At 57.8% G+C, this 13,561-nt stretch carries 14 protein-coding genes; all 14 read left to right on the top strand.

Going from position 1 to position 13,561, the window contains the following annotated elements; all coding sequences use genetic code 11:
• Positions 1-443 precede the first annotated feature (443 nt).
• A complete protein-coding gene (coxB, locus tag HY868_00285) occupies positions 444-1,448 on the top strand; it encodes a cytochrome c oxidase subunit II (GenBank protein MBI5300543.1) in 1,005 nt (334 codons plus the stop codon).
• Between the two features lie 75 nt (positions 1,449-1,523).
• The gene (locus HY868_00280; protein MBI5300542.1) at positions 1,524-3,413 is read left to right on the top strand and encodes a cbb3-type cytochrome c oxidase subunit I; all 1,890 of its coding nucleotides are present in this window, start codon (positions 1,524-1,526) and stop codon (positions 3,411-3,413) included.
• Between the two features lie 30 nt (positions 3,414-3,443).
• Positions 3,444-3,662, top strand: coding sequence for a hypothetical protein (locus HY868_00275; protein ID MBI5300541.1), 219 nt, complete (start codon positions 3,444-3,446; stop codon positions 3,660-3,662).
• Positions 3,662-4,240 (top strand): heme-copper oxidase subunit III, encoded by a 579-nt coding sequence (locus HY868_00270; GenBank protein MBI5300540.1) that lies wholly within the window; start codon positions 3,662-3,664, stop codon positions 4,238-4,240. Before HY868_00275 ends, HY868_00270 begins: the two co-directional genes overlap by 1 nt.
• 42 nt (positions 4,241-4,282) lie before the next feature.
• Complete coding sequence (locus tag HY868_00265; GenBank protein ID MBI5300539.1) at positions 4,283-4,888, top strand: SCO family protein; 606 nt, start codon at positions 4,283-4,285, stop codon at positions 4,886-4,888.
• Positions 4,889-4,890: 2 nt separating this feature from the next.
• The gene (locus HY868_00260; protein MBI5300538.1) at positions 4,891-5,406 is read left to right on the top strand and encodes a hypothetical protein; all 516 of its coding nucleotides are present in this window, start codon (positions 4,891-4,893) and stop codon (positions 5,404-5,406) included.
• A complete protein-coding gene (locus tag HY868_00255) occupies positions 5,403-6,215 on the top strand; it encodes an SURF1 family protein (protein ID MBI5300537.1) in 813 nt (270 codons plus the stop codon). The genes HY868_00260 and HY868_00255 overlap by 4 nt, the downstream gene beginning before the upstream one ends.
• A gap of 123 nt (positions 6,216-6,338) precedes the next feature.
• The gene (locus tag HY868_00250; GenBank protein ID MBI5300536.1) at positions 6,339-7,127 is read left to right on the top strand and encodes an SURF1 family protein; all 789 of its coding nucleotides are present in this window, start codon (positions 6,339-6,341) and stop codon (positions 7,125-7,127) included.
• Positions 7,124-7,834, top strand: coding sequence for an HAD-IA family hydrolase (locus HY868_00245; protein MBI5300535.1), 711 nt, complete (start codon positions 7,124-7,126; stop codon positions 7,832-7,834). The genes HY868_00250 and HY868_00245 overlap by 4 nt, the downstream gene beginning before the upstream one ends.
• Positions 7,835-8,068: 234 nt before the next feature.
• Positions 8,069-8,362 (top strand): DUF433 domain-containing protein, encoded by a 294-nt coding sequence (locus HY868_00240; GenBank protein MBI5300534.1) that lies wholly within the window; start codon positions 8,069-8,071, stop codon positions 8,360-8,362.
• A gap of 276 nt (positions 8,363-8,638) precedes the next feature.
• Positions 8,639-9,586, top strand: a complete 948-nt coding sequence (locus HY868_00235) for an ABC transporter permease (protein ID MBI5300533.1) — start codon at positions 8,639-8,641, stop codon at positions 9,584-9,586.
• Between the two features lie 105 nt (positions 9,587-9,691).
• Positions 9,692-11,386: a hypothetical protein gene (locus HY868_00230; protein MBI5300532.1), complete on the top strand. Its 1,695-nt coding sequence runs from the start codon at positions 9,692-9,694 to the stop codon at positions 11,384-11,386.
• Between the two features lie 56 nt (positions 11,387-11,442).
• The gene (locus tag HY868_00225) at positions 11,443-12,333 is read left to right on the top strand and encodes an ABC transporter permease (protein ID MBI5300531.1); all 891 of its coding nucleotides are present in this window, start codon (positions 11,443-11,445) and stop codon (positions 12,331-12,333) included.
• A gap of 81 nt (positions 12,334-12,414) precedes the next feature.
• Positions 12,415-13,557, top strand: a complete 1,143-nt coding sequence (locus HY868_00220; protein ID MBI5300530.1) for a M20/M25/M40 family metallo-hydrolase — start codon at positions 12,415-12,417, stop codon at positions 13,555-13,557.
• Positions 13,558-13,561: the final 4 nt, after the last annotated feature.

Genomic DNA, 13,561 nt, shown 5'->3' with positions numbered 1-13,561 from the left:
TGCGGCCTGGCTCAGAGGTTGCCAGCGCGCTTCAAGTTCATCGAGAGTAGGCATGGGCAGGTCCTTTCGGAAAGAGCGGATGCCCCATCTTACCCGAAAATACCGTCAATGTCATCTACCCGAAAATCTGACGCACACCCAATTGCACAGGGGGGCTTGACACGCATATTCAATTAGAATAGAATGCGCCTCGCTTTCGCGCGGTAAAGTTGCCGCGCGGCTAGATGGAGTCGCTCCGCACTTCTGATGATGGAAATTGAGTGATGAACACATCCGTTTGGGGTCAGGTTGTTGCTTCAACCCACGGACAGACTATTTCGCTGTCCGTCTCCCGCTTGGTGTACGGTTCACACTCTTGTAAATTTTTTACGTACCGAAATCTTCCGCCGCGCGAGGGGCGGTATTTTTATTTCTCAAAATTCTCGTGGCAGTGAGAGAGGCATATGAAGCACATCATTACCGTCGCAATCCTGGTCGTCGTCGCGACCATTCTAACGAGCGCGTTGTTGGACAACATCGGGCTGTTGCCCGTCGGCGCGAGTCAGCAAGCCGTTTCGATTGATCAATTGTTGGATTTGCATTTCAAGCTGATCGCCTTTTTGTTTTCGCTCATCATGGTGTTTATGCTCTACAGCGTCGTCGTCTTCAAGCGCAAGCCCGGCGATATGAGCGATGCCAAACACATCGAAGGGCATACTGGACTAGAGCTTTTCTGGACCGCGATGCCGCTCGCGATCGTGCTCTATCTTTCGTACCTCGGCGCGCAATCGCTCGCGGAGACGCGGCGCGTGGACCCGCAAGCGATGGTCGTCAAAGTGACCGCGCGTCAGTGGTCGTGGCTGTTCGAGTACCCGCAGTACGACATCGCTTCGACCACGCTCAATCTGCCGGTGAACAAGCAAGTGTTGTTCCAGGTCGAGTCCCAGGATGTGATTCACGGTTTCTGGGTGCCGGAATTTCGCGTCAAGCAAGACGTGTTGCCGGGGATGATGCGCGAGATGCGCGTGACGCCGATTCGCCTGGGCGAGTACAAGGTGCGCTGTTCGGTGATTTGCGGCACGTCGCACGCGTTGATGGAACAATCCGCCATCGTGCAATCAGACGCGGATTTTCAAGCGTGGGTGACGGACCAACAAAAAGCGATGGCGGCGAGTCCGGTCGAACGTGGCAAGCGTTGGTCGGCGCAATTCGGCTGCGCGGCGTGTCACTCGGTTGACGGCAAAACGCTCGTGGGTCCTACCTGGAAAGGCTTGTACAATTCCAAGGTTGAGTTTGCCGATGGCACATCGGCTACGGCGGACGACGCGTACTTGAAAGAGTCTATCCTCAATCCGAACGCCAAACAAAGCAAAGGATTTCTACCCAACGTGATGCCGGCGAATTTTGGGCAAACCATCAAGCCAGAACAAATCAACGACCTTCTCGAATATATAAAATCACTCAAGTAATGCAACCTATCCTTGCGAAGGTTTGTAACCTTCGCAAGGATGAGCCGGCACTAGGAATTATCAAGGAGCAAGTGTATGGACAACCCAGTAACTCAACGTAGCGGGCTTGCGCTCTTTTTCCGCTTAGGTCTCGTGCGCGGTTTGATCGGTCAGATCATCGGCACCGCCATCGGGATTGGCATCGTAGTGGTAATTCGTTTGTCGATGGGCTTGCCCTTTGCGGCGGAACCGGCGGCGGTCGTCGGCGCGGTCGTCGGCGCGATCGGTTTCGTCGTCGGCGTGGGCGCGGTGACCGATTGGCTCAAGTGGGCGAACGGCGATGAGACGCCCGAACATCCCGAACCCGATCCGACGATGCCGCGTTGGACGCGCTTTTTCGGCGTATCGCTCGATCACAAAGTGATTGGCATTCAGTACGGCGTCACCGCGATTGTGTTGTTGGCGCTCGCCGGATCGCTCGCGCTAATCTTTCGTGTTCAGCTCGCCGAATCGAGTATGCGGTTTTTGTCGCCCGATTTGTACAACACGATGATGGGCTTGCACGGCATGGTGATGATCGTCGCCATGTTGCTCGGCGGCGCGGCGATGTCGAACTATCTCGTGCCGTTGATGATCGGCGCGAAGGACATGGCGTTTCCGCGCTTGAACGCGTTCGCGTTCTGGTTGGCAGTGCCCGCCGCGCTCGTTTTGTCGAGTTCGCTGTTCGTCGGCGGGTTCGATACGGGCTGGGTCGCGTATCCGCCGCTCTCGGTGCGCGCGCCGCTGGGGATGCAAATGTTTTTTGTCGGCGTCTATGTCGCCGGGCTATCCTCGATCCTGGGCGGAATCAATGTGATCGTGACGACCGCACGAATGCGCGCGTCCGGGATGACGGCATTCAAGATGCCGATTTTCGTGTGGGCGGCGCTCGCCACCGCGTTGATCGCGGCGACCGCGACGCAGTTGATCGGTTTGTCGTTCCAGATGGTCAGTTTCCAACGTCTCTTTGGGATGGGCTTTTTCGACGCCGCCAAAGGCGGCAACCCGATTCTGTTCCAGCATCTTTTCTGGTTCTACTCGCACCCCGCCGTGTACGTGTTTGTGCTCCCTGGCTTGGGCGTCATCAGCGAATTGTTGCCGGTCTTTGCGCGCAAGCCGCTGTTCGGTTACAAGTGGGTGGCGATGTCGTCCTTCGGTATCGCGATTGTCGGGTACTTTGTGTGGGCGCATCACATGTTTACTTCCGGCATGGAAGAATATCTGCGCGTGCCGTTTATGTACGCGACCTTGCTCGTCGCGATACCGACCGGCGTGAAATTCTTTTCCTGGATCGCGACGTTGTGGGAAGGCAAGATCCGCCTGACCGTACCGATGCTGTTCACACTCGGCGCGATTTCCGTCTTCTTGATCGGCGGGTTGAGCGGACCGCCGAACGGCACGGTCTCGACCGACTTGCACTTGCACGACACGTACTGGATCGTCGGGCACTTTCACGCGACGATGTTTGGCGGATTCATCTTTCCGTTCGTCGCGGCGGTATACTACTGGTTCCCCAAGATGACCGGTCGCAAGATGAACGACACGATCGGCAAGATTCAGTTTTGGTTGCTCACGCCGGGATTCTGGCTGCAATCGCTCGGCATGATGCGCGTCGGCTTGCTCGGCATGCGCCGCCGCATCTTTACCTACGATCCCGCGCTCGGACTCGACACGACGCACCTCGCGATCTCGATTGCCGGGTTCATGGTCGGTTTATCCGTGTTGCTGTTCATCATCAACATCGTACGGAGTGTGCGGCACGGCGAGGTCGCGGTCGGCAATGTGTGGGAATCGCGTTCGCTCGAATGGCAAATTCCGTCGCCCGCGCCCGATCACAATTACGTGGGACAAACGATCGCGGTCGTCGGCGAGCCGTACGATTACGGTCTCCCGAACTCGACGTACGTCGCGATGCAAACAAGCGGCGCGGGTGCGCCGGCTGAATAATCCTGGGAATTCATTTTGGAGATTCGATTCATGGACAAGAAAAAAGCCGACCTCCGACTCGGCGAAACCATCGGCGTCATTCTCGTCGTCGTGAACGCGCTCGAATTCTGGTTCGCCACTGCGATTACGGCGTACCCGGTGATGGTGTTTACGATGATCTTGCTGGCGTTAATTGACATCGCGTTGATCTTGGAATACTATATGCACCTGCCGCGCTTGTTCGCGTTGGATGACGAAGGGGGACACTAATGACCGCCGAAGCGACGCACGTGGATGCGTATCACAAAAAACTCGCGAACAATCGCCTCGGGTTGTGGCTCTTTATCATCTCCGATTCGTTCATGTTCGCCGGCTTGCTCGTCACGCGATTTTACTTGCTCGGCGATCATCGTCCGGAACTCAACCAATACCTGGGTCTGGGTGTGACCGCGATTCTGTTGGTCAGTAGTTTCTTTATGAATCGCGCCGAAACGTACATGGTGCACGGCGACCGTCGCGGGTTCGCGATCAGCGCGGGGATGACGATGTTCCTCGGCTTGGTCTTTCTCGCCGGCGTCGTCGGCGTCGAGTGGCGCATCGCGCCGTTCGGTCCGAGCGATAGCGCGGAAGGCGCGGTGTTTTACATGATGACCGGGATGCACGCGTTTCACGTTCTGACCGGCGTGTTGTTCATCGGCGTCGTTCTCCGCAATGGACTGCGCGGACGTTATTCCGCAGAGCGACACTGGGCGGTCGAAGCGTGCACGAACTACTGGCACTTTGTGGATGTCGTGTGGCAATTCTTTTATCCCGCACTCTATCTCATTGGAACCGTTGCAGTGAAATAACGTGTGACGGGTGACGCATCGTCACCCGTCACGTACCTACAAATGAAAACGAAACTCGTCCTGGGGCTGGGGCTTACAATCGTGCTGATGATGGCGGCAGGGTTGTGGATGGCGACCCAGCCCTATGCTTTTCACGGCTCGGTGATCGAACCGCCCATGCGCGCGGCGGATTTCACATTGACCGCGCACAATGGCAAACCGTTTCGGTTGAGCGATTTGACCGGCAAGGTCGTCGTCGTGTATTTCGGCTACACCACGTGTCCCGACGTGTGTCCGACGACGCTCGTGGAACTGAAACGCGTCCGCGCGCAATTGAAACAACACGCCGACCGCGTGCAATTCATTTTCATCACGATTGATCCAGAGCGCGATACACTCGAACGCTTGCGCGGATATGTGCCCAGTTTCGATCCGTCGTTTATCGGATTGACCGGCACGGCAACCGAACTCGCGCCAGTCTGGCGCGCCTTTGGCGTGTATCGCGCCAAGCAACCCTCGGAAAGCGCGCTCGGTTATTTGATGGACCACAGCGCGCAACTTTACGCGATTGATGGGCGCGGCAATTTGCGCGTGACTTTTGCTTTCGGCGAGACCGCCGACAACATGACCCAGGACATCAAACAGCTGCTCGCCGAAACAAGGAACTGAACGTGATAGATTATTTCAAACGCTCACTCTTCGGACGAATCCTCTTTTCGCTCGCGCTCGGTTGCCTGCTTGCGTTCGTGCTCAGTGAAAGCGCGTTCCTCGTCGTCAAGAACAATCTCGACCGCGATCCGCAACGCATCGAATTAGTGATTCCCGCCGGCACGGCGGAACGCGTTGCCGCCGGTCAAGCCGTGCCAGCGCTCCCCAAAGAGATGAACTTTGTCGTCGGCGATGTGCTCGTTGTGATCAATCAAGACTCGGCGAGCCACCAACTGGGACCGACCTTCGTCCCGCCCGGCGCGAGCGCGACGCTGAACCTGAACGAAGCGAACGAATACTCGTACGCCTGTTCGTTCCAGCCGACGCGTAACCTGGGTGTGGATGTGCGTCCGCGCGTGACCGCGTTCACGCGCTTTCAAGCGATCTTTCTCGCCGGTCCGCCGATGGCGGCATTGATCTTGCTGTACAGTTTGGTGATGGTGCCCCTCACGCCGCGCAAAAAACCGGAGCGCGCGTGATCCTGCGGATTTTTTTCAGCCGCAAGCGTGTGCGGACGACCTTGCTCGCGTTCGTCGCGGTCGCGGTGATGCTCGGGCTAGGGGTGTGGCAACTCGATCGTTTGCAACAGCGGCGCGCGTTCAACGCGCGCGTCAGCGGGCACGTGACCGCACCATCGCTCGAATTGTCTGGCGCGGCGCTCGAAACCGATCTGACGAATGTGGAGTACCGCGCGGTGCATGTCGTCGGCAAGTACGATGAGGCGCATCAAGTCGCGTTGCGAAATCAAGCGTACAAAAACCAGGTCGGCGTGACGTTGCTCACGCCGCTCATCATCAGCGGCACCCAACAAGCCGTGCTCGTCAATCGCGGCTGGATTCCATTCGACGATGCCGCGCCGGACAAATGGAGTCGCTACGCTGAACCTGGGATCGCCCAAGTGCGCGGTGTGATTCGACGCGCGCAGACGCAACCGGATTTTGGCGGCATCAACGATTCGCCCGGCGCGCACCAAGTGTGGAATCTCGCGAACGTTAGTCGCATCGCGGAGCAACTGCCTTACCCGCTTTTGCCGATCTACATTCAACAGACCCCCAATGGCAGCGCAACGATTCTCGCGGATACGTCCATGAGTCTGGTCAACATCCCAGGTCAAACCGCGCCGATAGCGAGCGCCGTTCCGCAACGCATGCCAGTGGAATTGGATTTGAGCGAAGGGTCGCATCTGCCGTACGCGCTGCAATGGTTCTTGTTCGCGGCAATCGTCGCGATCGGTTATCCGCGTATCGTTCTTCGCCGTGATCGTCCGAACAATCAATCCCAGGTTTAGCAGAAATTCATTAGACGCCATTCGAGTCGAAAACTTTGCCCACGAAGGACACCAAGTTCACAAAGAAATGCAAGAAATTTTCGTGTCCTTCGTGGGCAAAAATTGTTGAGGATCACAAAAATAATGTCCATGCTCAGAACAATGCTCGGTCCGGGTTGGCGCTGGGTCACGCTGTTCGTCGTCATCTTGTTTGGCGTATTCATCCGTTTGGGAATCTGGCAGATTGATCGCAACGCACAGCGCATCGCGTCCGACAAACGCATCACCGATTCGCTCAGCGCGCCGCCCGTTGCGCTGACGCCAGAGCTGCAAAGTGGCGACCTGATCAAATTGGAATATCGCGCGGTGATGGTATCGGGCATGTACGATCACGCGAATCAAATCGGTTGGCGCAACCAAGTGTGGAACGAAAACGCGATTGGCATTCGCTTGTTGACGCCGCTCGTCATCAGCGGCACGCGGCAAGCGGTGTTGATTGATCGCGGCTGGGTTCCGTTGAACGAAGCCGCGCCGGACAATTGGAAAAAATTCGACGAGCCAGGTGTCGTGCAGGTCAGCGGCATCATTCGCATTTCGCAAAGTCAAACGCAAGCTGGGAGTACGCCCAACGCATCTACGCCGTTCAAGTTGTGGGACACGCTCATCCTGACGCAGATCGGCGCGCAAATGCCCTACCCGATTTTGCCGGTGTACATCCAACAATCGCCCGACCGCGCCGCGCCCAAACCTGTCCCCGGCATCCAGCCCGCGTTGCCGATTCGCACCGCGCCGGAATTGGCATTGAGCGACGGTTCGAATATCGCGTATGCGACGCAATGGTTTCTCTTTGCGATCATTACCGTTGCCGGTTATCCGTACTTTATTCGTTATCAAGAACGAAAACGTCAACACAGTGAGCAAATTCAGCCATGAAGTATCACGCGATTTTTTTCGATGTGGGTGGAGTGTTGATGAGCATGGACCGCGACCGCGTCGCGCGCGAGTATGTCGCGCTGGCGCGGTCGCGCCGCGTCACGCTCGATTTCGCCGCCGTGCGCGCGATGGTCGCCGCGCTCGACGACGAGATTCCGGCGCGCGCGCGTCTAGCGCCGCCGCTTAGTCTCGACGAACGCGCCGGCGAAACGTTTTGGAAAACGCTGTTCGCCGATGGGTGGTCGCGGCTCGCGCTCGTGCGCGATGATGCCGCTATCGCGCATTTTTATCGCGAGTTCCGGCGCGGCGCGTTCAATCGCGCGTTCGACGATGCGCGTCCTGCGCTCGACGCGCTCCAGGCGCGCGGCGTGACACTCGGCGTCATCTCCAACTTTACGCCGAACTGCGCGGAGGTGTTGGAGACGCTCGGACTCAAGCGTTATTTCGCGCACATCGTCGTTTCCGCACTCGTCCGCGTCGAAAAGCCGGCGCGCGCAATTTTCGATCACGCCGCGCAACTCGCGCAACGCGACCCGCGCGAATTGGTCTACGTCGGCGATGGTTTGCACACGGATGTGGACGGCGCGCGCGGCGCGGGCTGGGACGCGATCCTGCTCGATCGCGATAATTGGTATCCCGACTATCGCGTTGTGCCGCGCGTGCGCCGCCTGACCGAGTTAGCCGAGGTGTTGCAAAGCGCGGTGTGAGCGCGCGCGGAGAGGAACACCCGAAAAGACCTGAGAGAAAAATCTCCCAGGTCTTTTGTTTTGGCGCGGGAAACGTGGTAAAATGTGGTCGTACCGAAAGGAGAACGTACGAGCGAAATCACGAACGAGCAACTTTATTCCGAGATTGCCAACATCAAACAGGAACTCAAGCAACTCCGGGAGACGGTGACGCAATACCAGGTCGTTCAAACGGCGCATCCGTACATTGTGAAGATGGAAGGTTATCAAGGCGGCGAGCCAATCACGCGTAATGGGTACGTCACCGTGCGAACGATAGTCGAGCAGACGCGGCTTGGCACGACGCCGCAAGAACTTGTCGAGGGGCATCCTCCGCTTACACTCGCCGAAGTTTACGACGCGCTCAGTTACTATTACGATCACACGGAGGAGATCGAGCAGATTATCGCAGAGAATAATGCCACACTCATCCGCGCGATCGAATTATCGAAGCGAATTACCGCGGCACGAAACAACCAGAAAAACCTCGGTGAGTTCGCGGAGGGATAATCCATGCCTACCCCACCCCGCAATCCGTACATTGCCGGTAAAGCACTAGGCGACCCGCGCGGTTTCTTCGAACAGACCGCGCGTACAAATCGCTTGGGCAAGTTTCGTCCGAACTTGCAAGTCCAATAGAAAAATTTCCTCAGATTTTGGGATCAACAACGCGCTGACCTGCGACTTGTTTTTGACCGCAATTTGACTCAGAGGTGCTACGATGCAATTGCTAACCGGTACCGATGTTCGCTGTGTTGACTGATTTGTGCCCGTTTTTGAAACACCATGTTTGCTTATCTTGCTCGCCGCGCGCTCTCCCTGTTGCCGATTCTCCTGCTCATGTCCATCATTGCCTTTGCATTGATTCGCCTCGTGCCCGGCGATCCGATTGACGTGATGTACGGCAGTGAAGGAATGGACGAAATTCGCCGCGCGGCTCTGCGGGCGCAACTGGGGCTTGACGAGTCCATCGTCGTGCAGTACGTCAAGTGGATCGGGCGCGCGATCACCGGCGACCTGGGTCGCTCGTACAAAGCGCAGATGGCGGTGACGGAATTGATCGGTCAGCGTTTGCCCGCAACCTTGTACCTCTCGTTCGCCGCGCTGCTCTTTTCGCTCGTCATCGCCTTGCCGCTCGGCGTGATCGCCGCGGTGCGCCGCAACACCTGGGTAGATTTCGGTGCGATGACGTTCGCGATTTTCGGCATCTCGCTGCCGAATTTCTGGGCGGGCATTATGCTCGCGCTCATCTTTGCGGTTTATCTCCGTTGGCTCCCTTCGATCGGGTACGTGTCGCCGTTCGCCGATTTCGGCAAATCACTTCAACACTTGATCCTGCCCGCCATCACCCTGGGTTGGTCGCTCGCCGGGACAACGAGCCGCCTCACACGTTCGACGATGCTCGAAGAGCTGGGCAAGGATTACGTGCGTACCGCGCGCGGCAAAGGTCTCGCGGAAAAAGCCGTGTTGATCGGTCACGCGCTCCGCAACGCGCTCATTCCAACCGTAACGATGGTCGGCTTGCAACTCGGTTTTCTCTTCGGCGGCGCGGTCGTCGTCGAAACGATTTTCGCGTGGCCCGGCATTGGCTTGCTCGTCGTGGATAGTATTTTCGGGCGCGATTACCCGGTTGTGCAAGGCGTGATTCTCGTCATCGCGGTGATGGTTGTCTTTGTCAATCTGACGGTAGATGTGATTTATACGATTCTCGATCCCAGGATTCGCTTGGGTTGATTCAATTTCCGTAGTTCCTTCATTTCCCTTTCTTCCTCGCCAAAAAGGAATGGAGGGAAATGAAGGAACTCTAGGAAATCAGAAAATTTGATACGGAGGAGATGTATGAAACGAACATTGGTCTTTGCATTGTTGGTCGTGGTGGCGCTCGTCGCCGCGTGCGCCGCGCCGACCGCCGCGCCCACGTCTGCGCCGCCGACGAAAGCGCCAGCCGCTGAACCGACCAAGGCGCCGGTCGCGGCAACCACCGCGCCCACTGCCGCGCCAAAAGCCGAACCGACCAAGGCGCCGGCGGCAACCACCGCACCAGTCGCGACGAAACCGGCGGCGGGCACGCCCAAATCGGGCGGCACGCTGACCTTCGCGATGCGCGAAGATGTGACTTCGATGGATCCGCTCAAAGCGATTCAGTACGGCGACATTCGCTTGAACATTCTGGTCGCACAACCGCTCGTCGCGCCTGACCGCGCGGGCAAATTCGTCGGCGTGCTCGCCGAAAAATGGGACGCGTCCGCCGATGGCAAGACCTGGACGTTCGCGCTGCGCAAGGGCGTCAAGTTTCACAATGGGCAGGAACTCACCGCCGATGATGTGAAATTCATCTTTGATCGTATCCTCGACGAAAAAGCCGGCGCGGCGCTGCGCTCGACGCTGAATGGCATCGGCTTGAAAACCGAAGTCGTGGACAAGTCTACCGTCAAGTTTACGATCACGAGTGGCAGCGGTCCGTTCCTCTCGTACCTTGCGCTGTTGAATCGCGCCGCGATCATTCACAAGAGTTCGTACAACGCGGATGGCACTGTCTCCAAAATCATTGGCACCGGTCCGTTTATGATGGACACGAGCAAGCCGGGCGATACGTACACGCTCAAGAAATTCCCGGACTATTGGAAGAAAGGCGAACCCCTGCTCGACGGCGTTGTGCTCAAAGTCATCACCGATCCGAACGTGCGTCTCAACGCGATTCGCACCGGCGAAGTGGACATGACCGAAGAACTGCCCATCGCCGATGTCAAAAAATTGGTCGAGAAGCAAGACGCGAACTTTACGACCAAGGTGTACTACATCAACTCCGGCGAACGCTTTGTGTTGAACACCAAGCGCGAGCCGTTCTCGAACAAGAACGCGCGCCTCGCTGTCCAAGCCGTGTTCGACCGCGCGCTGTACAACGACGCGATTTTCTTCGGGCTGGGTCAGGTTCACAACCAGCCGTTCATGAAAGACAATTTGTGGTATCTCGATGTGCCGATGCCGAAGGTGGACCTCGCCAAAGCAAAAGAGTATTTCGCCGCTTCCAAGCTTGCCCAGGGTACCAAGATCAAAGTGATGCTGATGGCAAGTCAAAAAGATCGCACTGAACTGTTGCAGGCAATGCTGGGACAGATTGGCTTTACCGTCGAATTTGACATGGTGGATTCGGCGGCGTGGAACAAAAAAGGTCCGGCGTACGATTACGACATTTTGATCGGCACGATGACCGGCATCTTCGACCCCGATCGTCCGTACGGCTATCTCGAAAAAGCGAGCGGCGGCAACTGGCTCGTCGGCGGCTACGATACGCCGCAGATGGCAGACCTGCTCGCCAAGGGTCGCGCCGAGACGGATATCGAAAAACGCAAAGCGCTCTACAAGCAAGTCGTGCAACTCGTCCAAGACGATGCCGCGACGATCTATGTCGCCGGCTTGCCGTGGTCGGAAGCATGGCGCAACACGGTCAAGGGTTATCAACCCGGCACGTCGCCCGCGCTGATGATGATGGATGCATCGGATGGGCTGAACGTAACCTGGCTCGACAAGTAAAGGCTGAAGGCAAAAGGATGAAGGATGATTTTTTCATCCTTCATCCTTTGAATAGCATGTCTACTTTAACGACGGCAACCTCAACCAACCTGACTCCCCGCAAAGAACGCGGCATCTGGGATTTGCCGGTGCGCTTGCTGAAGAATCGGCTGGCGCTCGTCGGCATCATGATCACCGCGGTGGTCATCGTCATCGCGTTCATCGCGCCCTGGGTCGCGCCGTACGATCCATTGCAACTCAACATTCGCGATCGCTTGCAAGCGCCGAGCGCCGCGCACTGGTTCGGCACCGATCACCTGGGTCGCGATATTTTCACGCGTGTGTTGTTCGGCGCGCAAATTTCGTTGCAGGTCGGTCTCGTCGCCGTGTTCCTGGGTTCGGTCGTCGGCTTGATCGCCGGCGCGGCGGCGGGCTATATCGGCAAACGTGTAGACACGGTGATTATGGGTTTGATGGACGCGATCTATGCGTTCCCCGCGATTCTGCTCGCGCTCGCGCTCATCGCCGCGTTCGGCGCTAGTCTGGTCACCGTGATGACCGCAATCGCGATCGTGCGTATTCCGATTTTTGCGCGCACGGTGCGCGGCTCGGTGCTTACCGAACGCGAGAAAGAGTACGTGCAAGCCGCGCAGTGCATCGGCGTGAATCCGGTGTGGATTCTGTTCAAACACATTTTGCCGAACACGCTTGCGCCGCTCATCGTCGTGACGACGACGTACTTTGCCACCGCGATTGTCGTCGAGGCGTCGCTCAGCTTCCTGGGTCTGGGTGTGCCGCCACCCGCCGCTAGTTGGGGCGTGATGCTGAACGATGGGCGCAAGTATATGGAAGCGTCGCCGCACACCGTGGTGTTCCCCGGCTTGGCGATTTCGTTGACCGTCCTCGGTTTCAATCTCCTCGGCGACGGCTTGCGCGATGTGCTTGATCCGCGTTTGAAAAATCTCTAGCCGTTTCCCCTTTCCCTCGTTTCCATCATTTCCCTGATTTCCTTTTCATCACACGCGAGGGAAATGAAGGAAATGAAGAAAATGAAGAAACTCGCGCCCTCTGTTCTCTCCCTCTGCCAGCAACTTGTCCGCGTCCCCAGTTTTTCCGGCGATGAGAAACTCGCGGCGGACATTGCCGCACGCGCGCTGCGCGACCTGGGTTTCGACGACGTTCGCGCCGACACGTACGGCAATGTGATTGCCATTCGACGCGGCGCGCGTCCCGGCAAAACGATCTTGCTCGACGCGCATCTCGATGTCGTCCCGGTGACGAATCGCGATGAGTGGACGCGCGATCCGTTCAGCGGTGAACTCGCCGACGGAAAAGTTTGGGGACGCGGTGCGTGCGACGACAAGGGACCACTCGCTGCGATGATTTGCGCGGCGGCAAGCATCCCACGCGCTGAACTCGCCGGACAAATCATCGTCTCCGCATCCGTGTGCGAAGAAAATCTCACTGGCGCGGCGTTCGCGCACATTCTCGATCAACACCCCGCCGATTTCGTCATCGTCGGCGAACCGACCGAACTGAAACTTGGCGTCGCGCAAAAAGGACGCGCGGGTATCGTCGTTCACGCGCGCGGTAAGAGCGCACATACGTCGCGTCCGGAACTGGGTGACAACGCGGTCTACAAAATGCTTGAGGTCGTTAATCGCGTGCGCGCGTTAGAGTTGCCAAGCGATCCCCAACTCGGACGTAGCATCATCGAGTTGACCGAAATCGTATCCGAGCCGCTTCCCGGCGCCGGGTTTGTGCCGCACGCGTGCCACGCGCGCTTCGTCGAGCGAATGCTCCCCGAAGCATCGCGCGAACACATCGGCGCGCAGTGGAACGACATCGTTGCCGGAATCGCGGGTATCACTTGGGAATTCGACGAGCTCGCGCAGAGGTGTTACACCGGCGCGATGCTTGCCACGTTGGATTTCATCGCGGGCTGGCGCGCGAATGAAACCTGGGTCGGCAAGCTGTGCGACGCGTTGCGCGCGGCAGGATTGCCCGGCGAAACATTCGCCGCGCCATTCGGCACAAACGCGTCCGCGAGCGCGGCGTGTGGCATCCCCACGTTCATTCTCGGACCTGGCTCCATCGAGCAAGCGCACATCGTGGATGAATGGATCGCAGTGGAGGAATTGGCGATGGGAGAACGCGCGTATCGGGAATTGATTCGCGCGGCGATACGGTGACAAG

The organism is Chloroflexota bacterium, from assembly GCA_016219275.1.
GTDB lineage: Bacteria > Chloroflexota > Anaerolineae > UBA4142 > UBA4142 > JACRBM01.
The sequence above is the reverse complement of the archived record's forward strand: the minus strand, read 5'-3'. Positions and strand labels throughout refer to the sequence as shown.

Excerpts from the sequence above, each read along its gene's own strand:
- HY868_00280 (MBI5300542.1), top strand. The coding sequence starts at position 1,524 with ATGGACAACCCAGTAACTCAACGTAGCGGGCTTGCGCTCTTTTTCCGC.
- HY868_00230 (MBI5300532.1), top strand. The coding sequence starts at position 9,692 with ATGAAACGAACATTGGTCTTTGCATTGTTGGTCGTGGTGGCGCTCGTC.
- coxB (MBI5300543.1), top strand. The coding sequence starts at position 444 with ATGAAGCACATCATTACCGTCGCAATCCTGGTCGTCGTCGCGACCATT.
- HY868_00235 (MBI5300533.1), top strand. The coding sequence starts at position 8,639 with ATGTTTGCTTATCTTGCTCGCCGCGCGCTCTCCCTGTTGCCGATTCTC.
- HY868_00240 (MBI5300534.1), top strand. The coding sequence starts at position 8,069 with ATGGAAGGTTATCAAGGCGGCGAGCCAATCACGCGTAATGGGTACGTC.
- HY868_00275 (MBI5300541.1), top strand. The coding sequence starts at position 3,444 with ATGGACAAGAAAAAAGCCGACCTCCGACTCGGCGAAACCATCGGCGTC.
- HY868_00225 (MBI5300531.1), top strand. The coding sequence starts at position 11,443 with ATGTCTACTTTAACGACGGCAACCTCAACCAACCTGACTCCCCGCAAA.
- HY868_00270 (MBI5300540.1), top strand. The coding sequence starts at position 3,662 with ATGACCGCCGAAGCGACGCACGTGGATGCGTATCACAAAAAACTCGCG.
- HY868_00250 (MBI5300536.1), top strand. The coding sequence starts at position 6,339 with ATGTCCATGCTCAGAACAATGCTCGGTCCGGGTTGGCGCTGGGTCACG.
- HY868_00245 (MBI5300535.1), top strand. The coding sequence starts at position 7,124 with ATGAAGTATCACGCGATTTTTTTCGATGTGGGTGGAGTGTTGATGAGC.
- HY868_00265 (MBI5300539.1), top strand. The coding sequence starts at position 4,283 with ATGAAAACGAAACTCGTCCTGGGGCTGGGGCTTACAATCGTGCTGATG.
- HY868_00220 (MBI5300530.1), top strand. The coding sequence starts at position 12,415 with ATGAAGAAACTCGCGCCCTCTGTTCTCTCCCTCTGCCAGCAACTTGTC.